Source organism: Lactobacillus sp. B4005 (genome assembly GCF_026536045.1).
Classification (GTDB): domain Bacteria; phylum Bacillota; class Bacilli; order Lactobacillales; family Lactobacillaceae; genus Lactobacillus; species Lactobacillus panisapium.
Genome location: NZ_JAFNOZ010000001.1, coordinates 588,740 through 615,435 on the forward strand (window position 1 = coordinate 588,740; position 26,696 = coordinate 615,435).

General features: G+C 35.3%; 31 protein-coding genes, 1 tRNA gene and 1 other annotated feature. Of the genes, 12 read left to right on the forward strand and 20 right to left on the reverse strand.

Annotated elements, in window-relative coordinates; translation table 11 throughout:
* Nucleotides 1-2: 2 nt before the first annotated feature.
* A complete protein-coding gene (locus tag J3U73_RS02805) occupies nucleotides 3-1,823 on the reverse strand; it encodes an FAD-binding protein (protein WP_267409498.1) in 1,821 nt (606 codons plus the stop codon).
* Nucleotides 1,824-1,835: 12 nt separating this feature from the next.
* Nucleotides 1,836-3,620: an FAD-binding protein gene (locus tag J3U73_RS02810; protein ID WP_267409499.1), complete on the reverse strand. Its 1,785-nt coding sequence runs from the start codon at nucleotides 3,618-3,620 to the stop codon at nucleotides 1,836-1,838.
* A 211-nt stretch (nucleotides 3,621-3,831) separates the two neighbouring features.
* Here J3U73_RS02810 and J3U73_RS02815 point away from each other — a divergent pair, with 211 nt between their 5' ends.
* Nucleotides 3,832-4,713 (forward strand): LysR family transcriptional regulator, encoded by an 882-nt coding sequence (locus J3U73_RS02815; protein WP_220268024.1) that lies wholly within the window; start codon nucleotides 3,832-3,834, stop codon nucleotides 4,711-4,713.
* Between the two features lie 494 nt (nucleotides 4,714-5,207).
* On the opposite strand, the gene dhaM is transcribed toward J3U73_RS02815, so the two are convergent.
* The 5 genes from dhaM to J3U73_RS02840 all read right to left on the reverse strand — a co-directional run bounded on the left by dhaM (nucleotide 5,208) and on the right by J3U73_RS02840 (nucleotide 8,564).
* Entirely contained in the window at nucleotides 5,208-5,579 is a 372-nt protein-coding gene (gene dhaM / locus J3U73_RS02820) for a dihydroxyacetone kinase phosphoryl donor subunit DhaM (RefSeq protein WP_267409500.1), read from the reverse strand.
* Between the two features lie 2 nt (nucleotides 5,580-5,581).
* Complete coding sequence (dhaL, locus tag J3U73_RS02825; protein ID WP_267392626.1) at nucleotides 5,582-6,163, reverse strand: dihydroxyacetone kinase subunit DhaL; 582 nt, start codon at nucleotides 6,161-6,163, stop codon at nucleotides 5,582-5,584.
* A gap of 18 nt (nucleotides 6,164-6,181) precedes the next feature.
* Complete coding sequence (gene dhaK, locus J3U73_RS02830) at nucleotides 6,182-7,177, reverse strand: dihydroxyacetone kinase subunit DhaK (RefSeq protein WP_267409501.1); 996 nt, start codon at nucleotides 7,175-7,177, stop codon at nucleotides 6,182-6,184.
* Between the two features lie 111 nt (nucleotides 7,178-7,288).
* Complete coding sequence (locus J3U73_RS02835; protein WP_220268028.1) at nucleotides 7,289-7,771, reverse strand: nitroreductase family protein; 483 nt, start codon at nucleotides 7,769-7,771, stop codon at nucleotides 7,289-7,291.
* A 43-nt stretch (nucleotides 7,772-7,814) separates the two neighbouring features.
* Nucleotides 7,815-8,564, reverse strand: a complete 750-nt coding sequence (locus tag J3U73_RS02840) for an SLAP domain-containing protein (RefSeq protein WP_267392624.1) — start codon at nucleotides 8,562-8,564, stop codon at nucleotides 7,815-7,817.
* A 212-nt stretch (nucleotides 8,565-8,776) separates the two neighbouring features.
* Here J3U73_RS02840 and J3U73_RS02845 point away from each other — a divergent pair, with 212 nt between their 5' ends.
* Nucleotides 8,777-9,631, forward strand: coding sequence for a glycosyltransferase family 8 protein (locus J3U73_RS02845; protein ID WP_220268030.1), 855 nt, complete (start codon nucleotides 8,777-8,779; stop codon nucleotides 9,629-9,631).
* A gap of 155 nt (nucleotides 9,632-9,786) precedes the next feature.
* Nucleotides 9,787-10,068: an HU family DNA-binding protein gene (locus J3U73_RS02850; RefSeq protein ID WP_220268031.1), complete on the forward strand. Its 282-nt coding sequence runs from the start codon at nucleotides 9,787-9,789 to the stop codon at nucleotides 10,066-10,068.
* Between the two features lie 56 nt (nucleotides 10,069-10,124).
* Here the strand turns inward: J3U73_RS02850 and J3U73_RS02855 are convergent, their stop codons facing one another.
* The 5 genes from J3U73_RS02855 to J3U73_RS02875 all read right to left on the reverse strand — a co-directional run bounded on the left by J3U73_RS02855 (nucleotide 10,125) and on the right by J3U73_RS02875 (nucleotide 13,813).
* On the reverse strand, nucleotides 10,125-10,826 hold the full coding sequence (locus J3U73_RS02855) for a methionine ABC transporter permease (protein ID WP_220268032.1): 702 nt from the start codon (nucleotides 10,824-10,826) through the stop codon (nucleotides 10,125-10,127).
* Nucleotides 10,819-11,880, reverse strand: coding sequence for a methionine ABC transporter ATP-binding protein (locus J3U73_RS02860; protein WP_267409503.1), 1,062 nt, complete (start codon nucleotides 11,878-11,880; stop codon nucleotides 10,819-10,821). Before J3U73_RS02860 ends, J3U73_RS02855 begins: the two co-directional genes overlap by 8 nt.
* A gap of 29 nt (nucleotides 11,881-11,909) precedes the next feature.
* Nucleotides 11,910-12,767: a MetQ/NlpA family ABC transporter substrate-binding protein gene (locus tag J3U73_RS02865; RefSeq protein ID WP_267409504.1), complete on the reverse strand. Its 858-nt coding sequence runs from the start codon at nucleotides 12,765-12,767 to the stop codon at nucleotides 11,910-11,912.
* 43 nt (nucleotides 12,768-12,810) lie between these two features.
* Nucleotides 12,811-13,051, reverse strand: a binding site (T-box leader).
* Between the two features lie 59 nt (nucleotides 13,052-13,110).
* Nucleotides 13,111-13,302: a hypothetical protein gene (locus J3U73_RS02870; RefSeq protein WP_127326205.1), complete on the reverse strand. Its 192-nt coding sequence runs from the start codon at nucleotides 13,300-13,302 to the stop codon at nucleotides 13,111-13,113.
* Nucleotides 13,244-13,813 (reverse strand): dihydrofolate reductase, encoded by a 570-nt coding sequence (locus J3U73_RS02875; RefSeq protein ID WP_220219729.1) that lies wholly within the window; start codon nucleotides 13,811-13,813, stop codon nucleotides 13,244-13,246. The genes J3U73_RS02870 and J3U73_RS02875 overlap by 59 nt, the downstream gene beginning before the upstream one ends.
* A gap of 194 nt (nucleotides 13,814-14,007) precedes the next feature.
* Between J3U73_RS02875 and J3U73_RS02880 the strand changes: the two genes are divergently transcribed.
* Nucleotides 14,008-14,319, forward strand: a complete 312-nt coding sequence (locus J3U73_RS02880) for a TipAS antibiotic-recognition domain-containing protein (RefSeq protein WP_416381464.1) — start codon at nucleotides 14,008-14,010, stop codon at nucleotides 14,317-14,319.
* A 42-nt stretch (nucleotides 14,320-14,361) separates the two neighbouring features.
* On the opposite strand, the gene pnuC is transcribed toward J3U73_RS02880, so the two are convergent.
* From pnuC to J3U73_RS02910, 6 genes are all read right to left on the reverse strand, one after another.
* Nucleotides 14,362-15,075, reverse strand: coding sequence for a nicotinamide riboside transporter PnuC (gene pnuC, locus J3U73_RS02885; protein ID WP_220219731.1), 714 nt, complete (start codon nucleotides 15,073-15,075; stop codon nucleotides 14,362-14,364).
* A gap of 95 nt (nucleotides 15,076-15,170) precedes the next feature.
* Nucleotides 15,171-16,325, reverse strand: coding sequence for a cation:proton antiporter (locus J3U73_RS02890; protein WP_267409505.1), 1,155 nt, complete (start codon nucleotides 16,323-16,325; stop codon nucleotides 15,171-15,173).
* Between the two features lie 125 nt (nucleotides 16,326-16,450).
* Nucleotides 16,451-16,858: a MerR family transcriptional regulator gene (locus J3U73_RS02895; protein ID WP_267409506.1), complete on the reverse strand. Its 408-nt coding sequence runs from the start codon at nucleotides 16,856-16,858 to the stop codon at nucleotides 16,451-16,453.
* A 14-nt stretch (nucleotides 16,859-16,872) separates the two neighbouring features.
* Nucleotides 16,873-17,718, reverse strand: coding sequence for an aldo/keto reductase (locus J3U73_RS02900; protein ID WP_267409507.1), 846 nt, complete (start codon nucleotides 17,716-17,718; stop codon nucleotides 16,873-16,875).
* Nucleotides 17,719-17,817: 99 nt separating this feature from the next.
* Nucleotides 17,818-18,141, reverse strand: a complete 324-nt coding sequence (locus tag J3U73_RS02905; RefSeq protein WP_220219735.1) for an AzlD domain-containing protein — start codon at nucleotides 18,139-18,141, stop codon at nucleotides 17,818-17,820.
* Nucleotides 18,128-18,835: an AzlC family ABC transporter permease gene (locus J3U73_RS02910; protein WP_103751715.1), complete on the reverse strand. Its 708-nt coding sequence runs from the start codon at nucleotides 18,833-18,835 to the stop codon at nucleotides 18,128-18,130. The genes J3U73_RS02905 and J3U73_RS02910 overlap by 14 nt, the downstream gene beginning before the upstream one ends.
* Before the next feature lie 218 nt (nucleotides 18,836-19,053).
* Here J3U73_RS02910 and J3U73_RS02915 point away from each other — a divergent pair, with 218 nt between their 5' ends.
* Nucleotides 19,054-19,605: a helix-turn-helix domain-containing protein gene (locus J3U73_RS02915; RefSeq protein ID WP_267409508.1), complete on the forward strand. Its 552-nt coding sequence runs from the start codon at nucleotides 19,054-19,056 to the stop codon at nucleotides 19,603-19,605.
* Between the two features lie 114 nt (nucleotides 19,606-19,719).
* On the opposite strand, the gene J3U73_RS02920 is transcribed toward J3U73_RS02915, so the two are convergent.
* Nucleotides 19,720-20,109 (reverse strand): carboxymuconolactone decarboxylase family protein, encoded by a 390-nt coding sequence (locus J3U73_RS02920; protein ID WP_220232028.1) that lies wholly within the window; start codon nucleotides 20,107-20,109, stop codon nucleotides 19,720-19,722.
* A gap of 144 nt (nucleotides 20,110-20,253) precedes the next feature.
* Here J3U73_RS02920 and J3U73_RS02925 point away from each other — a divergent pair, with 144 nt between their 5' ends.
* The 7 genes from J3U73_RS02925 (at nucleotide 20,254) to J3U73_RS02955 (ending at nucleotide 25,860) form a co-directional block, all read left to right on the forward strand.
* Nucleotides 20,254-20,610 carry a MerR family transcriptional regulator gene (locus J3U73_RS02925; RefSeq protein WP_220219738.1) on the forward strand — a complete coding sequence of 119 codons (357 nt, stop codon included), beginning with the start codon at nucleotides 20,254-20,256 and terminating at the stop codon, nucleotides 20,608-20,610.
* 147 nt (nucleotides 20,611-20,757) lie between these two features.
* The gene (locus J3U73_RS02930) at nucleotides 20,758-21,117 is read left to right on the forward strand and encodes a hypothetical protein (protein ID WP_267409509.1); all 360 of its coding nucleotides are present in this window, start codon (nucleotides 20,758-20,760) and stop codon (nucleotides 21,115-21,117) included.
* A gap of 318 nt (nucleotides 21,118-21,435) precedes the next feature.
* The gene (locus J3U73_RS02935) at nucleotides 21,436-22,110 is read left to right on the forward strand and encodes a CPBP family intramembrane glutamic endopeptidase (RefSeq protein WP_267409510.1); all 675 of its coding nucleotides are present in this window, start codon (nucleotides 21,436-21,438) and stop codon (nucleotides 22,108-22,110) included.
* Nucleotides 22,111-22,284: 174 nt separating this feature from the next.
* Entirely contained in the window at nucleotides 22,285-23,613 is a 1,329-nt protein-coding gene (locus J3U73_RS02940; RefSeq protein WP_267409511.1) for an ABC transporter permease, read from the forward strand.
* A gap of 14 nt (nucleotides 23,614-23,627) precedes the next feature.
* Nucleotides 23,628-24,212, forward strand: coding sequence for a TetR/AcrR family transcriptional regulator (locus J3U73_RS02945; RefSeq protein WP_267385523.1), 585 nt, complete (start codon nucleotides 23,628-23,630; stop codon nucleotides 24,210-24,212).
* Between the two features lie 900 nt (nucleotides 24,213-25,112).
* Nucleotides 25,113-25,460 carry a helix-turn-helix domain-containing protein gene (locus J3U73_RS02950; protein ID WP_220268047.1) on the forward strand — a complete coding sequence of 116 codons (348 nt, stop codon included), beginning with the start codon at nucleotides 25,113-25,115 and terminating at the stop codon, nucleotides 25,458-25,460.
* On the forward strand, nucleotides 25,453-25,860 hold the full coding sequence (locus J3U73_RS02955) for an ImmA/IrrE family metallo-endopeptidase (protein ID WP_267409512.1): 408 nt from the start codon (nucleotides 25,453-25,455) through the stop codon (nucleotides 25,858-25,860). The genes J3U73_RS02950 and J3U73_RS02955 overlap by 8 nt, the downstream gene beginning before the upstream one ends.
* A 202-nt stretch (nucleotides 25,861-26,062) precedes the next feature.
* Here the strand turns inward: J3U73_RS02955 and J3U73_RS02960 are convergent.
* Nucleotides 26,063-26,151: transfer RNA gene (locus J3U73_RS02960), tRNA-Ser, on the reverse strand.
* Between the last annotated feature and the right edge of the window lie 545 nt (nucleotides 26,152-26,696).

The window sequence follows — 26,696 nt, forward strand, 5'->3', positions numbered from 1 at the left end:
AATTATTCGTTCGCCTTTTTAATAGCTGAACTAACAGCCTCTTTTAAAGCATGGGTTGTTGTGGAAGCACCTGAAATGGCATCAACAGCTGTTGTGTTTTGTTCCACCATTTCTTGTGGCAGACGAGCGATCGCAACAGCCCCAATACCTTCAGTCTCATGATTTTCCAAAACTTCAATGTTCTTAATTGTTTGATCTTCATAAGTTACTCGGACCAGAATTCTTCCCCCAATGCCTGCTTCAGAAGAACCAAGATATTGATTCTTTTGCAAAACGATTTGGTTTTCGTTGTTGCCATCGAGTAGGTCATTTATGTTCGGGAGAGTGCTTACATTTGCTGCTTTTGTCGTTAAACTTGGTAACTGTGCAACTTTTTCGCCAGCAATTTTACCAAAAATCAAACACTCTGCTAAATTGCCACCGCCTTGGTAACGATTGGTACACATGCCACCAAGTTCACCAGCACTATACAAACGTCTAATCACTTTGTCGTCATTATTTAGAACTTGAGCAAATTCGTTATGTTGAGGTCCTCCTTGAGTATTTAAAACTGCTGGAGCTAATTTGACGGCATAAAAAGCACCATTGACGTTGAATTGAGCCATTGTTTCTGGAGCCCGATTAAATTCAAGATCTTGGCCTTTTTGCACAAATTGATTAAATCTAGCAATTGTATTTACCAGATTTTTACCAGGAACTTTAATTTTGGTAGCCAAAGCTTCAACTGTATCAGCCTTAACGACCTTGGCAAAAAAGTCTTGGTACTTCAATCTTCCTTCTTCTTTTTCCTGCAGAAACTTTTGGTACTGGTTGTGATCAAAGACAAGCCATGCGTTATCGTATGCATGCGGCAAAAGATAATCACCGTGTTGGTAAATATGACCATGCCTAAATTTGGCATCCTCACGCATGAACCGTGTCCCATCATCGGCAACCGCAATAATGGAACCTTCTTTAACATTTTTCCAGCCACTAATTTGTCTTCCGCGAACGTTGTCTTTTTCGGCAATTACGTAACTAGGTACTATGCCAAGAGACTCGTAATTACCCATATGCCACATCTTAGCACCAACTTCAGCAGCCATTGTAATGCCATCGCCTTGATTATATAAGGTACCCAATGGGGTCAACTTGCTAACATGCAGATAGTCTTGCTGCATCTGAGCATTATTTTCAAAACCACCAGTTGCCAGCACCACACCCTTTTTTGCGCGAATATAATAGTGCTTGTGATTACGAGTAATTACTGTTCCAACAATTTCATCATTTTCAGGGTCCTGCAAAAGATGCTCGGCCTTTGACTTCAGCCAGACATTAATTTTCGAACTACGTGAGAGAACTTCTTGGCGAAGTATTTTCCATAAACCAGCATCAAAATCCTGATTATGCACCAAGGCAAAGTCAAAGGTTTCGGAACCATTATATTCGGGATACTCGCACAAATTCTTTTTATTAGCCAAATGATCACCTGGCTGATAGTCTTTTGACCAAATAAACGGATCAATCCCCAGATACTCTTTAAAGTAACTCGGCATTTGAACAAAGCCGTCCAAATAAGCATTTAAAGTAGGCTTATCAACATTGAATGGTGCGGCTAATTGCTGATAATAATTAGTTATTTTTTCTTTATTATGTGCCATTGCCACATGCTGAGCCGAATAGCGGGTATTACCGCCTTCGTGACCATAAGGGGCAGCGTCTGCAATTAGCACCCGACAGCCTTTATCTGCGGCAAAACGAGCAGCAGTTGCCCCAGCTCCACCAAAGCCTAAAACTAAAACATCATATTCTCCATCCCACTTAGTTTGTGCATCAATTTTCATTTTTCTTCTTCTTTACTGCTTCTTAGCATTTTTGATTGCTTCATTAACTGCTTCCTTGAAGGCAGCACTTGTAGTGCTGGCGCCACTGACTGCGTCAACATCTGTTGTCTGGGCGGAGAGCATCTTTTTGGTCAATACCGGTATTGCTTTGCCTCCTAAAGATGGTGTTTCTTTTTCCTGCAAAGTTTCGATTTTAGCAATTTTATTATCATCTAGCGTTACGCGAACAACGATTGGAGCATCGTTAATTCCGTTTTCACTAATACCAATGCCTTGATTTGCATCAGCTTCGTAATCAGCTGAAGTGGCGTGCGCATCCGACTTAAGGTCCGGATTTTCCGAAGCATTTGTAACAACATCTTCTTCTGCCATTTTTCTTTTTGGCCAAGCTGCATTTTCACCAGCAATCTTACCGGAAATTAACAAGTCTGCGATACTGTTTGCGCCAATGTATTTTGTTGCAAAAATGTCGCCAAGTTCCCCTGCTTCATATAAGTGCGGAATGACGTTATTTTCCATATCAAGTACCTCACACTTTTCATTTCTGCGCGCGCCACCATGAGTATGTAAAATATTATGTCTAATCGCAATGGCATAATAAGGCCCATTGCCAAAAGCACGCATTGTTTCAATTTTGCGGTTTAACACCATATCCCGTTTTGTTTTTGTTACTTGAAAATTAAAGTCAGCAACTGCTTCAGCTAATTTTGGAGCACTAATTTTTTTGGCTAACTCTTCGATCGAATCGGCTTTATCTGCATATGAAATTAACTGCTTAATTTGCTCTGCCTTGTCTGAAGAATCATTTGCTAGTTGATCATATTGTTTTTGATCCATGACAATGTGAGGATGATTTTGATTTGGCAACATAATCCAATTACCATGGTTATACTTATAACCGTGGCGATCTTCTTCATCTTCACGGTAATAACGCGTTCCGTCATCCCCAGCAACAAAAATACTGCCGTTAAATAGGCTTTGCCAATTGATCATGTAAGCAAACTTCTCTCTTGGCTTGCCCTCATTTAATGAAAAGCCATGTGAATCATAATTAGACATATGCCATAGCCGAGCACCAGCTTCGACAGCTAAATCAATTCCCTTACCCTTATTGTATAAAGTACCTATTGGTGCTAATGACCCTTGGCCGAGAAAAGTCTGTACCATATCCTGATTATTTTCGAAACCGCCACAAGACAATACGACACCATTTTTGGCTGCGACATTTTGCACGATGCCATGGCGTTTAATCTGTACGCCAAGAATTGTTTTTGAAGCAGGATCCTGAATAAGATGTTCCGCCGGACTTGAAAACCAGACGTCAATTTGATCTAAACGTTCGTATACTTTCTTACGAAGTAATTTCCAAAAGCCACCATTGTACATGCCAGCCGTCATTGTTTGTGAGCGCATAGTAGCCGCATGATCATATTCGGGATATTCACCTTGTGGCCTTCTACCAGTATATTGGGCATCAATTCCAAAATATTTTTGTGAATATTCCTTCATTTGTAAAACATTATTTACAAAAGTATCTAAAGCTTTTGGATCGTATTTAAACGGATAGTAAGTTTGTTTATAATAATCACGCAAATCATCGAAATTATCGCTCCAGGCAAAGGCCCCACCGGCATAGCGGGTATTACCACCTTCTTGACCTTCTGGCGCAGAATCAATCAATAAAACTTTTGCCTTTTGATCAGCGGCAAATCTCGCCGCACCTGCACCAGCTCCACCGAAGCCAATCACGATTACATCATAGATTGCGTCCCACTTAAGAGTTGAATCGTAGATCATTATCTTACCTTCTCTTTCCTAAAAGATTACTTATACTTAATGAAATATATCCTTTAAGAAAAATTAAGTCCAATTTATTTTTTAAAAATTTTTATTATAAAAGATTATTCAAAAGTATTGTCAAGTAAGGAAAAATTGCAATTTTTTCTCAAGTTTAATATAATCAAAAAAGATAAGATTATAAAAGTTTTTAATTAATTAGGAGATAAATATGAACGAAAAAGATCTTCTATACTTCTGTAAATTAGTAGAAACAGGTAATTATACAGCAACAGCTGAATTATTTGACGTAACCCAGCCGACCATTTCAATGGCAATTAAACGGCTGGCAGATAAATTCAACGATCCACTTATTTTGCAAAAAAATAGAAAGAGCAAAATTACTTTGACAAATGCTGGAGAGCTACTTTATCAAAAAGCTAAAATTTTGTTACAAGACATTGCCAGTATTAATTATGATGTTAAGCATGCTAGTGATAAAAAAATAAGATTAGCTTTTTCGGGTGAAGCAGGCAACTCATTTATTGCCGATATAATTATGCAATTTTACCAGGCAGGCTTAACTGACCTCATTGACACTAATATTGAAAGATCAACTGATGCATTCTCTGATCTAACAAATGGTGAAGTTGATGTTGCGATTTATTCATGGATGGTCCCGATTAACGATCCTGAATATTTTGTTCATAACCTTAAAAAAACAGAATTGGTTATTATTACAGGTTTAAATGATCCCTGGAAAGAAGTTAGCGAAGTTAACGCCTCTGATTTACGTAATCGGAAATTTATAGCTCGTTCACAAGGTTATTTAACAAGAGAATGCTTAGAAGAAGTTGGAAAACTGGGTAACTTTTCACCTGATATAATTTATACTGCTCAAACAATGCAAACTATGATTGACTTAGTAAAAAGGAATATTGGTATTGCCCTAGCAATGGAAAGTAGCCTTAAAGACGAAACTGGTATTCATGTGATTCATTTAAAGCCAGGGCAAAAATTATATGCTTATATGCAAATTGCTATGCGCAAAAGCTTTGTTCCTAATAAATACCAAAAAAAAGGTATCGAAATATTACGGCACTTTAAGCCATAAGTACAAGAACTTTAAAAGTTAGAAAAACTCATGACTACTACAGATCATTTTCTGATTTTAGTAGTCATGAGTTTTTTAAAGCTAAAATATTAACTAATGTTATTTTTAATTTTCATATCCATAAGCAGAATCCAACTACAAGCTAAAAAATTCTTGTTAATTACTGATAATAAAAACATTTCGATTTAATGTTTCAAATAGCGTTTAATAGAGCTCTAGTTGCCTAGAAATTGATAAGCGGACAAAAGAAATATAAGATCAGCTATAATTCATTTCAATTCTAAATTGTTTGAGCTAACCATAGCGAAGAAGCTATAAAAACAAAATAAAAATATCTAAGAATCTTTTAATCTACTGCAATAAAAAAACATTATTCATTTGTTTTACTTACTGTGATAATGTGCTACATCATAATTCTATGAAAATTTTTCAGAAACAAATTATTTTCAGAATATATTTTTTATGTCCAATATTGCACTATTCATGCTCTTTCTTTACTCCTTAACAACTAAAGGCTGTAATTGTTTTTCTATTTCATTAAGTGGGACATTAGCTTGAAGTAAACTAGCGGCAGTATAAGCCCCTTCAATAAATGCAGTGTTATATAAATGAACTTTTTTGTCTGAAAACTCTACGGCCATGTCTAGGTTCATTTTGGCACTGCCTAGATCATAAAAAGCTAAGATTTCATCTGCCTGATTTTCGTTAAAAGCATTAATAATCTTATCCATACTAGTGCCAATATCATTGTCATTGGTACCGCCAGCAAGAGTGAAAGGCACATCTTTAGCCACCTGCTTAATAAGCTTTTCAATGCCAATAGCTATTTCTGGCACATGGGAAACAATGGTTATTCCAAAAGTCATAATTATCCTTCCGTTTCAAGTAATGCTGCGAATAAGTAGCCACTTGATTGTGAACCTGGGTCAACATGTCCTTTAGAACGCTCGCCCAAATATGATGCTCGACCTTTTTTGGCAATCATTGGAGCGGTACTTTTAACTGCAGCAGTAATTCTAGACTCGGTTAACTGGCCTTCTTTAACTTTTGGTACTAGTTGTGCCCAGACGTCAACCATAGTTTTATCCCCTGGCTGTGCACCACCGCGTTTTTCAATCCCATTTAACGCAGCTTCTAATAATTCGCCTAAATCTGTTGTAGTAGCACTTTTTTTAGCCATTTCCAAGAAAGCTGTTCCATATAAAGGACCAGACGCGCCACCAACTGTTGAAATCAGGGTCATTGCAATCTCCTTTAGAGCCTCTGATTCTGAAGCTGGAGGAGTAGTAGAAAGTTTTTTAACTACTGCTTGCATACCCCGATCCATATTAAAGCCGTGGTCACTATCTCCAATTGGCGTGTCAAGATCACTTAAAAGTTGCTTATTTTCAGCTATTTTGGCAGCAAACTTTGTCATCCACTCAATTGTTTGATTGACAGTTAATTCCATTTAATTATTCTCCTTAATTTACCAAGCAATAGTTTCAACCGGAGTATTTAAATACTCGAGCCATTTGTTATCCTGAATTTCTAGCATAGTAAGTGAAATTCCGGCCATGTCCAAAGAGGTCATATAATTACCAACCTTGGTAAACACAGGCTTAAGGCCACTCTCATTCAGCTTGTTGAATAAGTCATTAGTAAAAATGTATTGCTCCATCAGCGGAGTAGCACCCATGCCATTTACCAGCACAGCATACTTTTTAGCAGGGTCTAATTTTAGTTCGTTATCAAGTTTTCCTAGCAATTCCTTTACTAATTCATTAGCAGGTTTAATCTTTTCAACCCGATAGCCTGGTTCTGAATGAATTCCAACCCCATACTCAATTTCATCATCTTTTAACGTAAAACCTGGTTTACCCGTTTCTGGATTGGTAGCAGCAGAAAGAGCCACAGCAATTGTTTTAATATTTGGCAAAACTTGCTTGGCCAGTTCTTCAATTTCTGCTAGACTGGCCCCATTTTGAGCAGCTGCACCTAAAATTTTGTGCATCAAAATTGTTCCCGCAACACCGCGGCGACCCTGCGTATAGGTGCTATTTTCAACCGCAATATCGTCATCGACAACAATAGATTTAACTTTGATATCTTCCATTTCCGCCATATCCATTGCCATTTCAAAGTTCATAACATCGCCCGAATAATTTTTAATGACCAGAAAAACACCTTGTCCATGGTCAGTCGCTTTAATTGCGGCATAAATCTGATCTGGTGTAGGCGATGTAAATACTTGTCCGCATACAGCTGCACTTAGCATTCCTTTTCCGACAAAGCCAGCATGGGTCGGCTCATGACCTGATCCACCTCCACTAACTAAACCTACTTTGCCCGTCATTGATGCCTCATTCGCACGCACCAATGCATCAGTTTGCGGTATTCGCCGAATATATTGTGGATATGCCTTGCTCATCCCGCTAACCATTTCGTCAACGACATCGTTAGGATTATCAATAATCTTTTTCATTACCAAAAGCCTCCTTTTTAGTTAAATCAGTTATAGATTAATTATAGCAATAAGCGCTTTCATAGACTATTGCTGAAAACAAAAAAACGAAGATTGCTCTTCGTTTTCGCTTTATTTAATTAATACTTGATATCGTTTAGATCGATCATCATCCGGATGTTCAGCCGCATGACCACAGGCGACAATGACACTTACCTCGTATTCACCAGAAATACCTAAGTCTGCTAGCAATTTGTCATCAGTATTGAGAATTCTTGCCGCATTCATTAAATAAACTGAACCTAAATTTAAATCTGCTGCTTCAACCATAATATTTTCAGCCGCCACGGAAGCATCGCGTTCACCAAACATACTATTTTTCTTTACGTTAATAACAAACAGCAATGGTGCGTCATAACAAGCACTCTTGGTTAAAGTTTCAATCCGATCAAGAAGTGAACTATCTTTCACAACAGTCATCCGCATATCTTTAGTTTGGTGCATTCCACATGGAGCCGACTGAAAAGCCGCAATCAACTTAGTTAAATCTTCTTGATCAACGTTTTCATTAGTATATTTTCTAATTGCTACTCTTTTAAAAACAGAATCAGACATTAGCTGCATCTCCTATTTAAAATAGTGACCTGAATCGATTGAATTATTGAGCTAAAACTTTACCACTTTTATGATCTAAATTTGCCCATCTAATGAAGTATGTATCAGTAATTTGAACGTACTTTTTACCATGGATCTTCTTAGTATTAATTACCATCACGGTCTTACCCTTTTTAACATATACGTTAGCTTTGCGAATACCTTTGCTATTATATACGTATGACTTCTTTTTTACCTTATATTGAGCTGCCTTAAACAATTTAACGTTTCTAACGCTAATGTATTGATTCTTCTTATTATTAAAAGCAATTAAAGACTTGCCTTTCGGATTTGCAAGACCGGAAACAAGAATTATAGTGCCCTTCTTTAACTTAGAATTTTTCACACGTTTACCATTTTTATCGTAAACATATGAATTCCTTGTTAATTTAGCATACTTACCCATTAATGATAAGGCTTTAGAAGAATCTGCAGAATTTTTACTTGGCTTCTTAGAAGTATCATTACCTGTTGCTGGCTTAGTTTGATTCCCAGTTGTTGGGGTTTTTGAAGCGTCCTGGTTATCAGCCGGCTTAGTTTGATCCCCAGTTGTTGGCGTTTTAGTCGTATCTTGACCAGTTGTAGGCTTAGTTTGATCCCCAGTCGTTGTGGTCGAAGTTGAAGTACCAGTACTAGTAGTAGCTGATTGGCTTGTGCTATTACTTGTTTCTGCTGCCAATACTGGCGCTGCAGCACTTAAACTAAGTGATAACGAAGCAGCACCCACTAAACCTAAAATTGTTTTTTTGTTCATATTTACACCTCATTAAAATATCTATTTGTTTCTATTTTACTACTTTATGCCAAATTTTTCCTGTTATAAATCAGATGGTATGTTTATTTCTTTGTTAAAAGTCAAAAAAACTTTTAGTTTAAACTTATTTAGTAATATCTTATAAGGAATTAAAACCGGTTTTGCTTTATACTATTTAGAGAAACAATAATTTTTAATTGAGGAAGGCTGACATGAAGCAGAAAAAAAGCGATATAATTGAAATTTTAGTTACAATTGACCAAAACTACATTAAGCCTCTTGAAGTAATGATGTATTCAATGAAACTTAATAATATGGAGCAAGATTTTTGCATTTGGTTAATTCATGATAACATTGAGGATTCTGCTCTACGTGACCTAACGAAATTTGGTAAGCAAATTGGCATGCAGGTCAAAACTGTGGCAATGAATAATAATATTACATTTCCTGATTCACTTTTAAACCTGCATGATTACCCTAAAGAAATGTATTTCAGATTATTATCAGGTAAAGTTTTACCGGCTAATTTGCATAGAATACTCTACCTTGATCCTGATATTTTAGTAATTAATTCACTTAAACAGCTTTGGGACTTGGATTTAGCTGGCAACATGTTTGCTGCTGCTGTTCACGAGGGTTTAACCGATATTATGAGCTCAATCAACAACATTCGCCTAGGTACAACAACCGGCTACTTTAATTCAGGCATCATGTTAATGGATCTTGACCAAATGCGAAAAAAGGTCAAAATAGAAGATATCACGGCAGCAATTGAAAAAAATCACGATACTCTTATTCTACCGGATCAGGATATTCTCAATTATCTCTATGGTGAAAACATCCTAAAAATACCTGAAACACTTTGGAATTATGATGCTCGCGCATATTCAGTTTACTTAGCTAGAAGTACCGGCGATTGTAATATAGAATGGGTAATGGAAAATACCTCGATTTTACATTTTTGCGGGAAACCTAAACCTTGGCAAAAAGAAAAGCATTCAAGATTTAAAGCTCTTTATCTCAACTATCAGCAAATGACTAATCGCATCTTAAAAAGACAAAAATAAATATGATATTTAGCCTTTTTCTGTTGATGAAGCTACGAACTGTGCTAAAATATAAAAAGTTGCGAAATATCAAGCGACACAAAGCATTATGTAATTCGTGTATAGTTTAATCACAAATTAGTCCTGCTTAAATTTTTTAGAAAAGAGAAGAAAATATGGCTTCAATTAATAAATCTGAACTTACCAAAGAAGTTTCAGCAAAAACTGGTTTTAAACAAAAAGATGCGGAAAAAGTTATCGATTCACTAGTCGAATCAATCAAGGACAACTTAGCTAAAGGCGAAAAGGTTCAAATTATCGGTTTCGGCTCATTCGAAGTTCGTGATCGTGCTGAAAGAAAAGGTAGAAACCCACAAACTGGTAAAACCTTGACCATTCCCGCAACTAAAGTGCCAGCTTTCAAACCAGGCAAAGCTTTAAAAGACGCGGTTAAATAGTTTAATTATAAGTTAAAAACAACAGACAAATTTGCCTGTTGTTTTTTTGTTTTATTTTACCTATTTTGGTGGTTTAATTTCTTAGCCAAAAAATCACCGGTAACTTGCACAATAAAGATTAGGATAATGACCAAAACTGTGGCTACAAAGGTCACATCGTTATCAAAACGCTGATACCCATAAGAAATGGCCGTATTACCCAAGCCACCAGAGCCGATAGCACCAGCCATTGCAGTTAAGCCGATTAAACTAATAATTGTTACCGTCGATACTCGGGCCAATTCTGAACGAGCTTCGTTTAAATAGACATTAAAAATGATATCCCAGGTTGTTGCCCCCAAACTTTGCGCTGCTTCAATTTTTCCGTGATCAACACTTTCTAAAGCCACCTGAACTTGACGAGCATAGAAGGGAAAAACTCCAAGTGATAACGGAACCAGTGCAGCATTCATACCGATCTGCGTTCCGACTATTAATTGGGTAAACGGAGCAATGAAGGCTAACAAAATGATAAACGGAATTGCCCGAAAAATTGAAACAATTTTATCACAAATATTAAACCAAAACTTATTTTGTCTGATTCCACCCTCTTTGGTTAAAACTAGAATTACCCCGAAGAGGATACCTAAAATGCCACCAAAGATTGCTGACCAAAAAGTCATAAATAAAGTTTGAAAAATACTCGTTCCCCAGCCAGTATCGCCGCCCCAGCCTAAGTTCACGACATTTGGAAAAATTTTACTAAACCAACTAATCATACAAATTCCCCTTTTCATTCAACCTAGTTACTGCTACTCCTTCTTCGGTTAAAAAGGCAACTGTCTGCTTCTGCTTATCGTTATCACCCTTGACCAAAACTAAAAGCGTACCGATTGGTTCATCGTCTAGTAACTCAACATTCCCGTATAGCATGCTAGTTTCGACTCCGATCTGGCGGTAAAGGTCAATAATAATTGATTTGGTTACGTTAGCTAAACTATAAATAAGTTGGTAAATTGCTTCATGATCATTTAGCTTAGTTAAATTTAGCGACTCTAATGTGTTAATTACTTCTAGTGAGCCGCCTACAAAGCTCTTTGTTAAGCTGTTTTTCGGATGCAAGACTACATCACGCAGCGTACCGTTTTCAATGATTTTTCCTTGCTGCATTAAAGCAACTTTGTCACAAATCTTTTTAACCGCGCTCATCTCATGTGTAATCAAGACAATTGTAAGGTTGAGTTCTTCTTTTAATTTTTTTAGGAGGGTTAAAATCTGTTGGGTATTTTGCGGGTCAAGTGCACTAGTAGCTTCATCCGAAATGAGAATATCTGGTTCATTGGCTAAAGCACGTGCAATTGCAACCCTTTGCTGCTGCCCACCGGATAATTGAACCGGGTAAAAATCTGCCTTTTCCTTTAAATCAACTAATTCTAACAGTTTCAGGGATTTTTCCTCTATTTCCTTATCTTTTAAGCCAGAATGCTTTAAAGCAAAAGCAACATTTTCAACTACAGTTATTTCGTTAAGCAAGTTAAAGCTTTGAAAAATCATTCCGATTTTTCTACGCTCCAATTGCAGATTCTTGTTAGAAATAACCTGCTTACCGTCTTTGACAAAATCTGTGCCATTAACTTTAATGTTCCCAGCCGTTGGTTTTTGTAATAAATTAATTGTTCTAACTAAGGTTGACTTACCTGCCCCAGAAAAGCCAACAATACCGTAAATATCACCTTTTTCAACAGTTAGGCTGACATCATGGACTGCATGCACTATTTTTCTTTTTTTATCAGCGAAATCAACGTTGACATGTTGCAACTCAATAATACCCATTAAATTTTCTCCATTCACTTAAAAACTAACTAAAACTTGATGTCCCAAGCAGTTTTTTGCATGTCACCATAATATTTCTTGTCTAAGCGCTTAGTTTCTTCGGTCTGGTAGGCCTTCACAACGGCGAGGTAATCTTTATTCTTCTCCTCACCCTTACGAGCACAAATGATGTTAACCCATTTTAATGAATCCCTGTTAACCGGCTCAACAAAGATTGTCTGTTTCTTACCTAAACCAGCGGGACGAGCAAAGTCATTATTAACAACTGCGGCATCAACTGAGTCAATTACCCGACCACATTGATCAGCATTTATTTCTTTAATTTTTAGGTTTTTAGGATTTTTCACAACGTCAGCAACAGTAGCTAATTCCTTGCCTTTACGCAGTTCGATTAAGCCGGCATTTTTTAAAACAAAAAGTGCACGGGATTCGTTGCTGGCATCATTTGGAACTGCAATTGTAGCACCTTTTGGTAAGTCGCTCAGTTTGTGATATTTCTTGGAATATAATCTGATCGGATTAATTTCTGTGCGGCCAATTGCCACTACGCCGCCCTTATTCGCTTTATTCCACGCTTTCAAAAAGGCATAGTGCTGAAAGGCATTTAAGTCAATATCACCATTTTTAACGGCTTTGTTTGGCTGGTTGTAATCGGTAAAGTTCTTCACTTTAACCGTTACACCATATTTCTTTTTTGCAGTAGCCGCAACATGATTCCAAATATCTTCCTTTGGCTTAGTTTCACTAACTATTCCCACGGTAACCACATGGTTGCCACCTTTTTGACTATTATTAGGTTTGGGGCCAAAGCTAAACCACCCAATCACAATCACAACTAAAGCGACGATTACGCCGATAACAATATTTCTTGTCTTCTTCTTCGACATTACAGAACCTCCAAAGTTCAACAAAAAAGCACTCATCCCTAAAAATAAGGACGAGTGCTTCGCGATACCACCTTTAATTTGTTTATTACTCACGTAATAAACCTCAATAGCTATCTATCAATAGCTTGCACAAATAACGGATGCAACTCCGCCGAAAGCTAAATATCACTAACGGTCATCATTTCAAGCCCATGTTCATTATCCCTTGTCTGCTAACTCTCACCAAAATGTTAGCTCTCTTTATCAACTTGGCAAATAACTACTCTGCTTTTCAAGATGTATTAATTATTTAATTGTTTATTAATTTAGCACCTAGTTTTAGTTCTGTCAACCACGTTTAAAATTATTTTTGCTGATGCTTGTGAAAATTCTGATATTGATCCCAATTATCACGCGCGACTACAAAGGTAATGATTGCCATGCCAATTACTTGCCACCATAAGTTAGGATTGATCATTTCAGCTTGAATAATACTATTAACAAGGATCAGGATACTGATCACTAAAACGATTACGCTTATGATCATCTTCTTCATTTCGTTTCTCCTTTCTAGCATAAGTTAAAAATTCATATGAATATTTATTTTGATCATCAGGTAAATGAGTCTCTTTTTTTATTAACTCAAATTGCGAATAGTCAATGGTCGGCATAATCGTGTCACCAGCAAAAACAGCTTTTATTTCCGTTTTTTCTAAATAATCTACTTGCTTTTTCAATGCTTGGAAAACCGATGTACCCCCGATAACAAAAATCTTTTCATCTTGATGTGACTTAAGCCAATGCTTTAATTTATTTAACGAAGATAATATGACAACTTGGTTATTGTGATCAAATTTGTGTGCCACTTCGCAACTACTTGATAAAACAATATGTTGTCTATTAGGTAGCAGCCTAGGTAAGCTAGCAAAAGTTTTACGGCCCATAACAATTGGATGACCAACTGTTAACTTTTTAAAATGTTCCAAATCCTTAGGTAAATACCACGGTAAATGTCCATCTAGACCAATTTGATGTTTCTCATCCTCAGCCCACACAAAAATAATCATTAATGCACCTCTAGTTTTATTATACAGCTTTATTCTCGTTATTTATATCTTTTACCTTTAACTCGACCAATTAACGTAAAACAGCAAAAAATTAGCTAGGCAACTGCTTGTCAAAACCCTAAATTTATTTTTCCTGATTTAGCAGTATGCTATAGTAAAATAGTAAAAAGTATACAAGCATGAGGAGAAATGAAATGACTAAAAGTGCTGCAGATTTTTCAGATGAAAATTTTACCCGAATGAAAACAATTGAAGCGGATTTAGTCCGCAATTTACAAGAAGTTGTTAAAGACCCTAGCACAGAAAGTAAATTGAGTGATGCCATTTTCACAGATCATCAAAATTGGCTGAAAGTCATTATGCCAAACTACTCAACTGAAATTCATTTAGGAATTGTTAACGGCTATGAAAGTGATGAACGCTACCAATCATATTACGATGACAAGGCTGGTAAAGGTGCTACTAAGATACTAATCAAAATTGTCAAAGATCATTTGCAAAAATAAAAGGTGAAATCTTCTAATTAGAGGATCTCACCTTTTATTTTTTTAATGGAACCAACTAGTATGCTTGTCAGTAAAAGCAAGCAGGTCATTACTTAAATATAGAATATACGTGAAAAATAACGTTAAATTTGCGTCACCTTGAAAAGCCGTAACACCCCACAGAATGATCGCAAAGATTCCCTGAATTGACCAAAAGTAGTACTGTTCCCGAAAACGAAACGTGCAAAGGACTGAGCCAGTGATGCCAATTGCACCGGCGATTGCATCAATCCATGGCCTTGGACTAATAAAGATTTTTGTGTCCATTAAGTAAAGCAGGCCCGTTACCACGATAAAAAAGCAAACTGTATAAACCCACTTGGATAAATTGAGCCCCCTAATATGTTTTTCTGCATCTTTTGTCCAAGCTGGTAAAAATAGCACGGGCAAGTCTAATAGAAAAATATAGGCTGCCTGCAAAACAACATTGGCATAATTTTTAGCATATATCGAAACAATAATGTAAATAATTGATGATAATAAGCCCAATACACCGTTAATCGGTCTTGCATTAGTAATAGCCAACGTACACGTAAAGCCCATGATAGCTGCAATCATCGTCACAAACGCAATTAAATCAATTGGTGAGGAAATTGTCGTACCGATAATGACGCCGATCCCTAGCATCAATAGCATATAAGTTTTAAAGCTCCAACCACGCATTTGACTTACATACCATTTAATACTAAATAAATTATTATTAGGTTGAAATTTCATTAATACCGCCCTATCTATCTCTTTATTTGTGTGCAAGCACGAAATCTATCATAGCATTTAATTCGTAAATCCAAAATTATTCTGACTTGAACAACTTATTGCTTATCCGTAAAAGCTAGCTTTAATAAAAATGGGGCAATCAAAGTTGTTAAGATAATGACTCCCACAACTAATGAATAAGTAGTAGAAGTTAAAAAGTGCTTTTGCCTGCTAATCTGGGCAACAATCAAGGCCATTTCACCACGCGAAACCATTCCTGCCCCAATTTGAATTGAACTCAAAAAGGAAAAACCAGATAGTTTAGCACCAATACCAGCACCACCCCATTTAGATAAAATTGCACCAAATAAAAGCAGTACAAATAACCCAATATTTTGCCAGATTCCAGTTAACGTCATCTCAAGACCAATACTGATGAAAAAAAGCGGAATAAAAAAGCCATAGCCAATGGTCGTAAAATTTTCTTGCAGTTTCGCTTTTTCATTTAACTGGCTAAAAGCAAGTCCGACAAAAAAGGCACCAATCACATCGCTTAAGCCAACAAATTCTGCACCAAAAGAAGCCACTAAAATAATAACTAATAGTAAAAGGACGTTAGCTGCCGGCACAGTAATCTTAGTCCACAATTTAACCAACCTTGGTGCTAGCCAAAAACTACCAATGATTAGTACTAATAAATAGCCTATCTGACAAAATATGTGCCATGCTAATTCATATTTTGCTGTAGTTACTGGCCTTTGCGTGTTAAACAAACTGCTTGCGATGCTTAACAACAAGATTGATAGTATGTCATCAACTACAGCCGCGCCGAGAATGGTCATCCCTTCCTTACTTCTAAGACAACCTAATTCCTGTAAAACCGCCACAGAAATTGAGACTGATGTCGCCGCAAAAATTAATCCCAAATAAAGACAATCAATTGGCGCAAAAGCAAACAATAATCCTGTTAAATAAGCAACAATTATTGGAACAATCATTCCCAGCAGTGCCACAAGCAAACTGGGATACCAAAGCTTTTTTAAAATAGTCAAATCACTTTCAAGGCCAGCTAAAAACATCAGCAAGATAACGCCAATTTCCGCTAAATTTTTAATTAGTGAAGTTGGCCTGACCCAATTTAAAAATGCCGGACCAAGGATGACACCTGCAATTAATTGGCCAATCACAGCAGGCAGCTTACTCCTTACGCTAATTTGCCCACCAATTAGGGCGAATAATAAGATTAAAATTACTAGTTTTATTTGTTCCATTTTTCCTTCAACTTTCACACAAAAAAGACTTCCAAGAAATTACCTAGGCAACCCAAACCTAGGAACAATTCTTGAAAGTCTTGAACTCCAACCGAAATTTTTTTAATTATTATAACGAAAGAAACTTAATTTTGTAAACCCTTTTTTGCTTTTCCTTCATAAGCCAATTTTTCATTTTCATAAGTAAGCAGCTGATCATCAAAATGTGTGACTTTAAAATCAAGGTAATCAATCGCTTTTTGTAAGTTCATCGCTTGCTTTTTTAGTTCTTTTAGCTGAGACACAAGTAGTTTTTTGCGCTCTTTAGGTGGCTGTTTTTGCTGATATTTAGCCACAAATTCTTGCAGTCTTTTAACCGAAACACCAGCTTGACGTAAAGCTTTAATGTAAAAAATCCAATTTTGATCATATTCGCTATATTCACGATAGCCGTTAGTGTCCTGCCTAACTGGTGGTATTAAACCGCATTTTTCCCAATAGCGAAGTGTATCTTTTGATAAATTAAACTGGGAACTAACTTCATTAATATTCAAAAATTCTCCTCATATCAGCGAATCATATTATAAATACGTTCAACCGCAGCCGGATCGCGATGATCAAAAAATTGGCTTTGTCGTTTATCTAACCTGTTGATTTTGGTCATTTCTTGGTCAGTTAAAGTAAAATCAAAAATATTACTATTTTCCACAATTCGCTCACGATGAACAGATTTTGGAATAACAACTATTTTTCTCTGAATTAGCCATCTTAAAATCACCTGTCCTACCGATTTATGGTTACTCAATCCAATTTCTTGTAGAAGTGGGTTACTAAAAATCTGGTTTTTCCCCTCAGCAAATGGTGCCCAAGCTTCTGGCTGAATTGCTTTGTCTTGCAAGAATTTAACAGCATCTTGTTGTTGCATCCAAGGATTAATCTCAATTTGATTAACAGCTGGTCGTACGCGATTATACAAAGCCAAATCCCAAATTCGATCGGGTTCAAAATTCGATACACCAATTGCACGAATCATCCCAGATTCATATGCTTCTTCCATTGCACGCCAAGTGCCGTAAACATCACCATAAGGTTGATGAATTAAGTATAAATCCAGATAATCTAACTGCAACTTTTTTAATGATTCATTGATTGCTCTTTTAGTGGCTTCATATCCTGTGTCCTGGACCCATAATTTAGTAGTAACAAAAATATCTGATCTTGTTATTCCGCTCTTCTTAATTGCTCGTCCTACTGCTTCTTCGTTTCCATATGAGCTAGCTGTGTCAATTAGCCTGTAACCTGCATCCAATGCTGTCAAGACAGCCTTTTCTGCTTCCTTATTGTCAGTAATTTGGAAAACACCAAAGCCTAAAAGCGGCATTTCAATTCCATTGTTTAATTTAACTGTTTCCATGCGTATTCCTCAATCAACTATGTTTAATAATTTTGCAGTTATTATAAACCTTGGAGTGCAGACCAATGCAAGAGGAGTAAAAAGTATTCCTAATGTGGCTCAGATTAAACGTAATAAGGCCAACGAAATTACGCCCACCAAAACGATTACCAGTAACGATTTACTAATTAAGGCAACAATAAAGGTGGGTAGTGATGCCAAAACATAATCCACATTAACTTTGGGAAGATGTCCTAGACTTGGCGTAAATAAACTACTAAACCAAAGAGATGCCATAATTACAATTGGGACGAATGATAGAAATTCAACTATTATTTTAGGTAAAGTAAATTTTTTTAATAAAACAAATGGCAAAATTCGCGATAGCCAAGTGGCAATTCCGCAGCCAATAATTGTTAACATTGTGTAGTTAGAAAAAGACATGTTTCACTACCATCCCCAATATGCACCCTAAAATTGTCACCACAAGAATAACTAACTGTTCAGGTAAAATAATCATGCATAAGTAAGTTAAAGCCATTGTTATCAAAACTACTGTCACCTGTAAAGCTTGTTTCATTTTTTTATCACTAATTATCTGTAGGTACAATAAACCTATAAACATTGCTACAATGGCAAAATCTAAGCCCAATCTTTGCGGATTGGTAATTAAGCCCCCAAGAAATGCACCTATAGCAGTTGCAATTACCCAAGTCAAATACGAAATAGTATTAGTCGTATTCTGCCAGGTAAAAGTCAGCCGATCGCCTGTATAGTTTAATTTGTTCACCCCAAGTGCAAAACTTTCATCAGTCAGCAAGGTGCCGATGGCTATTCCCTTACCTACACTATCTTTTTTAAAATATGGTGCCAATGTAGTGCTCATTAAAATCATTCTGGAATTAATCAGAAAGGTCGCTAGGATGATTGACAAAATCGGGCTCCCTGCCGCAAGCATACTTACTGTAGTAAACTGGGCGGATCCGGCATAAATAATAATTGACATTAAGCAAACTGTTAAGATTGAAAATCCACTCGCGCGGCCAATGATGCCAAAAGCAGCAGCAATTCCTAAATAGCCAAATACTGTTGGTATTGTTTCAACAAATGCGGCATGTCTTGATAAAGAGTTATCCATCTACTCATCTACCTTTCCCTTTTTCTTAAAAACTATTTGCATAAAATAGTGTAAACTAGGTTTAACTAGCAAAAATTATTTGAACCTAAGCAAAGGCAAGTTTAATTTGCTACAATGCTCTTTCGTTCGATATATAATAAATATGTTCAATATATTAGATTTAACAAAGTTTACGACGAACTTTAGATAAAGTCAATTACTTTTTAAGGAGAAGCTAATTGGAAATTAATCAGATTATTGCCCACAACGTTAAGTTTTACCGGCTTAAAGCCGGACTAAATATTAGTCAGCTAGCGGAAGCTGCGGGTATTAGTAAAAGTATGCTCTCACAAATAGAAGGTGGAACAACTAATCCGACAATCAACACAATCTGGAAGATTTGTGCTGGACTTAATATTCCCTATACCCTTCTTTTAGAAGATTCTGACCTTAATAAACCAACAATTATTCAAAAAAGTAAAATTCTGCAGCAACATTCCGCCGATGGTCATTACCGGATTTTTAATTATTTTCCCCAATCAGTTCATCGACGCTTTGAGCTTTTTCAAATGGAGCTAGATCCGCATTCACAATATAAATCTGTTGGGCATTCATCAAATTCCGAGGAATATGTAATGGTAATAGCCGGAACATTATGGATTACGGTCAATAATCAGAAAAATCTGTTAAAAAAAGATGATGCCATCTTCTTTAATCCAACCAATCCCCATATCTACTCCAATGAAACCAATGTAATCGCAAAGGCCGTTATTATTAATAATTATTACTAATTTATTTACAAATCTTGTTTTAAGAACTATCTAAAAGAAAAATCACTTCTGATAATGAAGTGATTTTTTTACTTGTATATTTTTTGGTTCTAGTTTTAGTTGATAATTAAAATTTTACTTTCCTTGTTCGTCACGGTCTTTAAATACTTGTTTAGCTACATTAACAGCATTTAAAACTTTAGGAAAGCCAACATAAGGAATGGCTTGGATGAAAGTCTCAATTACTTCTTCTCTAGTTAATCCAACATTTAAAGCACCATTGATGTGAACGTTTAATTGTGGTGCAGTATCGCCCTGTGAAAGCAAACTAGTAATAGTAATCATTTCTCTTTGCTTTAAGTCTAAAACACCACGATCATAAATATCGCCAAATGCGAATTCAATAATGTATTTACCAACATCTTCTGGCAAACCTGCTAATGAATCGATAACTGCTTGACCAGCTTCTTGATCAACTTTAGCTAAATTCTTTAAACCAGTTTTGTAACGATTATTTTCTGCCATGTTATTCTCCTTTTCGCTAATTCAAATTACTGCTATAGAATAAATGCTGGAGTATACTCCACGTCAACCACTTTTTTTAAGTTGACACAAAAAAAGTTGAATGTAATTATTATCTTAAAAAACAGATGAGAAGAGATAAATATTATGCAATATTCTATTGGTCAATTTTCTAAATTATGTGGTCTGTCGATTGATACGCTGCGATATTACGAAAAGCAGGGATTAATATTTTCAAGCCGCGACAGAAACAACCGTCGTGTATATACAGATAAAGATATCAATTGGGTCAAGTTTATTCTTAGACTGAAGAAAACCGGCATGAGTATTAAAAAAATGCAGGAATACGCCAAATTGCGTTACCAGGGTGACGAAACAATTCCCCAAAGGTTGGTCCTTCTTTTTGAACAATTGGATTTATTGCATCAAGAACAGGATCAACTCAATGAAGATATTAAATTTATTGAACATAAAATCAAAATTTATCTTGGACTAGCTAAATGATAAAAGAGTAATAAATCTGCTCTTGTCTAAATTCGATAATAGTGCAAATATATCAATATAGCTTTAGTTTGACTGCAACTAAGATTAAATATCGGCAAACTATTGTTTATAACAAGATAATATTGGTAATTAAATTAGGAGGTCTATATGAAACGGAAATCTTTACTAATGTCATTTTTAGTCATTTTTGGCGTTTTGTTATCCTTGAATGTTTTTGGGCAAAACGTTCAGGCAAAATATTGGAAAGAATATTACTTTAAGCCGCGCGAGGTCAAAGTAATTAAGCCAGTCAAAATTTATAAAATGAAAATTGCTTATCCATTATATAAGACCCATGCGGTTGCTTCCAAAACATTGCGAAAAGGTCAAAAAGTTCATATTCGTGATGTTGCTAGTTACGAATGGCTGGTAACTCATAAGGGTTGGGCTAACGGCTATTTTAAAGCTCATGGTAAATATTTCTGGCAATGTCCGAAAGCTAAGGGCTGGTATAAATTAGTCAGATAGATTACTACTGAAAATAAAGAGCGTTTGTAGACACTCTTTATTTTTATAGCTAGGTCTTTTAAGAAAAGTGAATGTAATTACTTTAAAAGCACATTCTTTGGACGGCTAGTCCGATTTAGGTATATGTTCCATGTCTTGGGAAAAAAATGGTTTTTACAAACAAGAACTAGGAAATATTTGACCTATTTCAAGTGAGTAGTCATTGTGGCTATGAGTTTAGTCAAAATATTAGCGATAATTAAAAATCTTTTCGAAGATTTAATCGAGTTGCCTGAACTTTTAGGCATCTTTAAATATAAGTAAGGAACATCTGGCATTATGAAACAACTAGGAAAAATAACTTTATCTTTATTAAAAGCCATTGGTTTCCTTATCTGGTTTCTGTTCTCCTTTATTTTTATGGAAGCTCCAACACTTGCATATATAATATGTGACAATGAAACAAGGAACAATGTCAATATTTGGCACCATGTATTGGTTCTGATAATTGGCTGTCTAGTTGGTTTTGTATCTGTTTATCCGCTTTATAAAAAAGTTAACGGCACGCCGATCTGGTCAATCAAACTAAGCATAAAAAATCTACTGATTTCTTTCGGTTTTACAATACTGTCAACTTTGATTGAATCGATAATTGGAAATGTTTTAAAATTAGGAAGTTCAAACGACAATGATTTAATTAGATTACTTCACACTCAACTAGGCGCGATTGTTTTTTTCACCTTGGTTATATCGGGTCCTATATTTGAATCAATGCTATTTCAAGGTAGCTTACAAGGCGGGATTTTTAAAAAGCTTAATCTTTGGCTAGCAATTCTTCTCACTAGTCTGCTTTTTGCTTTTGCACATGGATACGAGCTTTCTTGGTCAACTTTTCAATTATTTATAAGTGGGCTAAGTTTTTCTCTAATATATTTAATAACTAAAGACATTAAAATGGTCATTTTTAGTCATGGCTTACTGAATTTAATTATTTGGATATTCAGATTTTTTTGATGTAAAAGCTAAAGAAAAAAATATTTATAAGCAAAAGGGCTGAACCAGCTAGTTCACCCTTTTTTGCTTTCCCAAAAAATCTTTTTGTTAAATAAAAAGCAAGTACTTGCTTGCATTAAAAAATTAAAGATGCTATTCTACACCAAACACAAAATAAAAAGTGAGGTTAAAAATATGAATTTCAAAAAATTTATCAGCAGTCGTGGAACTGTAATCGCACTGTTGATTACCGTTATTTTTGGTGGACTAGTATTCTGGATATATGATTCAGGGTATAAGAATATGCCAAGCAAGATTAAAGAATTGCCCATCGAAATTATTAATCAAGACTCTGACAGCAAGGATCTGGCTGAAAATATTAAAGCTAAAGCTCCGTTCAAACATGTAAAAATTAGTTCTGATCTCAAAAAAGGAAAACAGAATCTAGATCAGCGAAAGAGTTACCTGCTGATAGCAATTCCAGCACACTTCAAGCACAACCTTTCACATGGCAAAAACGCTAAAGTGAAATTTTATCTTAATGATTCAAACCAAATGTCGGTAAGTAGTTCTTTGAATGCGGTAGCCAATAAAATGGGCCAAGCAATTGACACGAAAATACAAGTTCAAAGTCAGACAATTAAAATAGCAAAACCACAGCTAGCTAAATTACAATTAGAGCTAAATAAGCAAAGGGCAAACGCAGAAATTGAAATAAATACTGCTCGACGCTCAATTGCTCAAGCACCCAAACAAATGCAGCCAGCTTTAATTAAAAAGCTAAAAACGCAAACCGCTTTAAGACAAAAACAAGTAGTAAAGGAGGCTTTGAAGCAAAAGCAGCAAATTATTTCTCAAAGCAGGCAAAAGGCATTAGCACAACAGAGTAAAACTTCTTCTTTTACTATTCAGCACCGCAATTCTGTTCCGAAGGGTTTAAACAATGCCCTAGCCCCTTTCTTTATCAACATCACACTTAATTTAGGAACGCTCATGGGAGCACTACTTCTTTATGGTGTATATACTAAATTTGCGTCTCAAATCGGCCGGTGGAAGTCATTTGCATATTTGGTATGTACTTATTTACTAATAGCATTTTTAGCAAGCTTAATTGTGAGTGCGATTGATCTTAAAATTTTGCCAGGATCCATGGCAAATTATTTGAACATCATGTTTGGACATACATTGGCAATTTTCCTTTACTACAACTTCAACACAATAGCACTTCTATTATTAGGACAAATCGGAACTCCGATTAATATTATTTTGACAATGATTCAAGTCGTTTCAGGAGCCGGAATTATTCCACTGATTGGAATGAATTCTTTCTTTAATCTTGTTCATTACATATCCCCGGTATACTACGGGATTCAGTCTGACTTTAATTTCCTCTATGGAGGGACATTTTCTTCGGAGCAACAAATCGGCTTTTGGCTACTCCTGGTAGGAATCTTGTTAGTTAATATGATAATTGTTACAATAAGACACAAGCAACCAACGTTAAAATTTGATGAATTAAGTTAAGGCAGGTGATCAACATGGCTGGTGATGTTGAACAAAGGATTTTGGCAGCTTTTTCACATTTATTAATTCAAAATGGATATCAAGGAACAACTACAAAAAAAATTGCTCAAGCCGCACAAGTTAATGAAAGTACCTTATTTAGACACTTTAAAGATAAATATAGTATTTTGCAGCAACTTGTAGCCGAATATCGTCAAGATATTCAAACAGTCGGGGATAATTACCAGCTTGTTGGTGACATTGAAAAAGATATCATGAATTTTTCTGTAATCTACCAAGGTTTTATTGAACAGCACTTAGCGTTATTTTTGACCGGTATTCGTGAATCACAAAAATTACCTGAACTAAAAAAAGTAATTAAAAGCTTACTTGATTTAATCAGAAATATTTTAGAAGAAAAATTTGCGCAAATGCAAAATAATGGCGAAATTGCCCAGGACATTGACTTGAAAGTGGAAATTGATAATCTAATTCTACTTAACTTGGGTCAAGCCATTATGCAACATTCCTTTCCAGATTCGCTTTTTCAAATTCAACCACAGGAATTTGTACAAAACAACATTCGGACTTACGCAGAACATTTAAAACCAAAGAATTGAAGTCGTCATTAAACATATTTTTTAAAATTAAACCAAAGAAGTTTAAAAAGTGTTACGGCCCCCGAAATTAGAACAATTTTGGAGGTCGTTTTTCGATGATAAAATTATTTAAGTAAGTTAAAGCGAAATCTTCAACTTGGAACAAAATTATAGGGCTAGTCCTGAAGAATTGTATGCGTCCATGTTTAAGCCATACGCTAATTCTAATTATTCTAAAGACTCTATGGAGCGGTCATAAAAGTTTATATTAATTAAGTATAAACTTAAAGACGATGTTTAAGAACGAGTTCGCAAAAAAAGACATGACATAGTCGACCACCGAACAATCGATCGCATTAGCACATTCGAGAAAAAAGCCAAATTAAAATACACGACTTCAATTGACTATCGAAATCGTGTATCAAGATTTGCTTATTATAAAATGTCGAACTGTTTGGTTGCACTTCATATCCAATAAAATATTCCTAATGTATATATCATTGGGGCTTGCTTCAATAAAGGATAATTATTTTGGCTTTGCCCCGTTAATATTTAGAATTTTCGCTCAACTTTTAATAGTGTGCGATAATCTACCCTTTTCAACTTTTACTTAAATTTATAATTACAGGTTACTAGCTCTATAATTTTGTCGATATTCTTCACTTCCTCCATTCTACGTAAAAATTTTCATCATTAAATCGCGTAATAAGATTGACTTATATTAGCGCAAACGCTAATATGAAGGCATAGTAAATAAATGCTATTGAACAGTATCCCCATACAATTGCAGTGGTCATTTATTTACTTAAAACCGTAAGTGATTTAATTGACAAATATATTATTACTCGTTTTCGCTAATTAGTCAACATAATAATAGTGAATTCGCTAATATTTTTTGTCAAGGATAGGGAGATCCTTGATATGTGCACGTTTGAAAGAATAAAGAAATTAGCCAAAAAGCATCATTTAACTCTTGCAAAGGTAAATGATTTAGCTGGTATAGGAACTAATTCAATTTATCGTTGGAAAAAGCAAACCCCAACAAGTAATAACTTACAAAAAGTTGCTAATGTATTACATACTTCAACCGATTATCTACTTGGTAATACTGATGATCCTTCCCCCATTAATATCAAGGAACGCCATGCGATTGATATTGAAAATGATGAATTATTATCCTACCGTGGCCGACCTATTCCTAATGATTATCTTGATATTATTAAAAATCTTATGGATTCAGACATTGAAAGAGGTAAACGTCGTGAGTAATTTAATTGCTTGGCTATATAATTATGCCTTTAAACACAAAATTGGCGTTTTACAAATATTTACCAAACCAGAATACAGTTCTTTGTCCGACAAAAGCAAACAATTGATTATTATCAATATAAATTGGAAAAATAAAAAAGAGTTACCTTTCATAATTGGTCACGAAATTGGTCATATTTTAGCTGGGGAACCGGGTTTATCCAATTATTGTGGAACACCTTTAACGCCGAATGAACGTCGTGCAGACCTATTCTCACTAAATTTGATTTTTAAATATGCATCAAAACAATATGACTGTTTTGATGAGCCAATTCAATTTATTGAGCAGTATGGCATTCCATATAGAATGCTAGCTGATACAGTTAACTTATATAAAAGAAACGGCCAACTAGTTTTTTAGTTAGGTGTTTATCTTGTTAGCAGACATAAAACAAAATTATGCGAATATTAAATAGAATTTGCGATTAGTATTTCTAAATTAGAGGAAAAGTGATCAAATTCACTGATGTTAAGCAAAAATAGAATTTTTATACCGTGCATTTGCCGTATAAAATTAAAACAAGCTTGTAAAGACTTTGATTACAAGCTTGTTTCTTATTTTAAGGAGAGTACAGGATTTGAACCTGCGCGCCAAGGAAAACTTGGTTCGCCGGATTTCGAGTCCGGTGCATTACCACTCTGCCAACTCTCCACAACAATCATAATTATACATGATATTGGTAAAACTGCAAAATTAATTTTACAATTTTACTAAATTTGTTCTTATAATCGTTTAATCGTTGTCCATTTTAGATATGATTTCCTTAATTTTACCAAAATTACTTACCAATGATTTGCACCATTAGACTTTTATATAATTCATAAACAGAATATGCCCAAAAATTATTATATCTAATCAAATATGCTGCCAAATTATTTACCAATTTAACGCAGAGGAATAATAAGCACTGAAAATCTACAAATAAAAGGAAAATAAAAGGAAAAATTCATCGCAGAATGAACTACCAAATAAGAAATAAGTAACCCATTACACAGCTTTTTAGGAGTCTTCTGTCTTCTGACTAATTGGTCGCGCTTCCACGATAAGCCATTGAATCGTAAATAAATTTTATATCAATTTAATTCCAAAAAGACTCTGCACAAATACATTGAAATTGGTTCATAATTTAATTTGTTAATAAAAATTAGCTTGCGGGGTATGTCTATTTACCTCTAATCCAGTAATACCAATGATCA

Coding starts and splice junctions, on each gene's coding strand:
- J3U73_RS02925 (WP_220219738.1), top strand. CDS start 20,254: ATGCAATATTCTATTGGTCAATTTTCTAAATTATGTGGTCTGTCGATT.
- J3U73_RS02940 (WP_267409511.1), top strand. CDS start 22,285: ATGAATTTCAAAAAATTTATCAGCAGTCGTGGAACTGTAATCGCACTG.
- dhaM (WP_267409500.1), bottom strand. CDS start 5,579: ATGACTTTTGGAATAACCATTGTTTCCCATGTGCCAGAAATAGCTATT.
- J3U73_RS02850 (WP_220268031.1), top strand. CDS start 9,787: ATGGCTTCAATTAATAAATCTGAACTTACCAAAGAAGTTTCAGCAAAA.
- J3U73_RS02870 (WP_127326205.1), bottom strand. CDS start 13,302: ATGAAGAAGATGATCATAAGCGTAATCGTTTTAGTGATCAGTATCCTG.
- J3U73_RS02865 (WP_267409504.1), bottom strand. CDS start 12,767: ATGTCGAAGAAGAAGACAAGAAATATTGTTATCGGCGTAATCGTCGCT.
- J3U73_RS02855 (WP_220268032.1), bottom strand. CDS start 10,826: ATGATTAGTTGGTTTAGTAAAATTTTTCCAAATGTCGTGAACTTAGGC.
- J3U73_RS02910 (WP_103751715.1), bottom strand. CDS start 18,835: ATGGATAACTCTTTATCAAGACATGCCGCATTTGTTGAAACAATACCA.
- J3U73_RS02900 (WP_267409507.1), bottom strand. CDS start 17,718: ATGGAAACAGTTAAATTAAACAATGGAATTGAAATGCCGCTTTTAGGC.
- J3U73_RS02805 (WP_267409498.1), bottom strand. CDS start 1,823: ATGAAAATTGATGCACAAACTAAGTGGGATGGAGAATATGATGTTTTA.
- J3U73_RS02860 (WP_267409503.1), bottom strand. CDS start 11,880: ATGGGTATTATTGAGTTGCAACATGTCAACGTTGATTTCGCTGATAAA.
- J3U73_RS02935 (WP_267409510.1), top strand. CDS start 21,436: ATGAAACAACTAGGAAAAATAACTTTATCTTTATTAAAAGCCATTGGT.
- J3U73_RS02835 (WP_220268028.1), bottom strand. CDS start 7,771: ATGTCTGATTCTGTTTTTAAAAGAGTAGCAATTAGAAAATATACTAAT.
- dhaK (WP_267409501.1), bottom strand. CDS start 7,177: ATGAAAAAGATTATTGATAATCCTAACGATGTCGTTGACGAAATGGTT.
- J3U73_RS02920 (WP_220232028.1), bottom strand. CDS start 20,109: ATGGCAGAAAATAATCGTTACAAAACTGGTTTAAAGAATTTAGCTAAA.
- J3U73_RS02890 (WP_267409505.1), bottom strand. CDS start 16,325: ATGGAACAAATAAAACTAGTAATTTTAATCTTATTATTCGCCCTAATT.
- dhaL (WP_267392626.1), bottom strand. CDS start 6,163: ATGGAATTAACTGTCAATCAAACAATTGAGTGGATGACAAAGTTTGCT.
- J3U73_RS02930 (WP_267409509.1), top strand. CDS start 20,758: ATGAAACGGAAATCTTTACTAATGTCATTTTTAGTCATTTTTGGCGTT.
- J3U73_RS02815 (WP_220268024.1), top strand. CDS start 3,832: ATGAACGAAAAAGATCTTCTATACTTCTGTAAATTAGTAGAAACAGGT.
- J3U73_RS02810 (WP_267409499.1), bottom strand. CDS start 3,620: ATGATCTACGATTCAACTCTTAAGTGGGACGCAATCTATGATGTAATC.
- J3U73_RS02905 (WP_220219735.1), bottom strand. CDS start 18,141: ATGTCTTTTTCTAACTACACAATGTTAACAATTATTGGCTGCGGAATT.
- J3U73_RS02845 (WP_220268030.1), top strand. CDS start 8,777: ATGAAGCAGAAAAAAAGCGATATAATTGAAATTTTAGTTACAATTGAC.
- J3U73_RS02875 (WP_220219729.1), bottom strand. CDS start 13,813: ATGATTATTTTTGTGTGGGCTGAGGATGAGAAACATCAAATTGGTCTA.
- J3U73_RS02945 (WP_267385523.1), top strand. CDS start 23,628: ATGGCTGGTGATGTTGAACAAAGGATTTTGGCAGCTTTTTCACATTTA.
- J3U73_RS02880 (WP_416381464.1), top strand. CDS start 14,008: ATGACTAAAAGTGCTGCAGATTTTTCAGATGAAAATTTTACCCGAATG.
- pnuC (WP_220219731.1), bottom strand. CDS start 15,075: ATGAAATTTCAACCTAATAATAATTTATTTAGTATTAAATGGTATGTA.
- J3U73_RS02950 (WP_220268047.1), top strand. CDS start 25,113: ATGTGCACGTTTGAAAGAATAAAGAAATTAGCCAAAAAGCATCATTTA.
- J3U73_RS02840 (WP_267392624.1), bottom strand. CDS start 8,564: ATGAACAAAAAAACAATTTTAGGTTTAGTGGGTGCTGCTTCGTTATCA.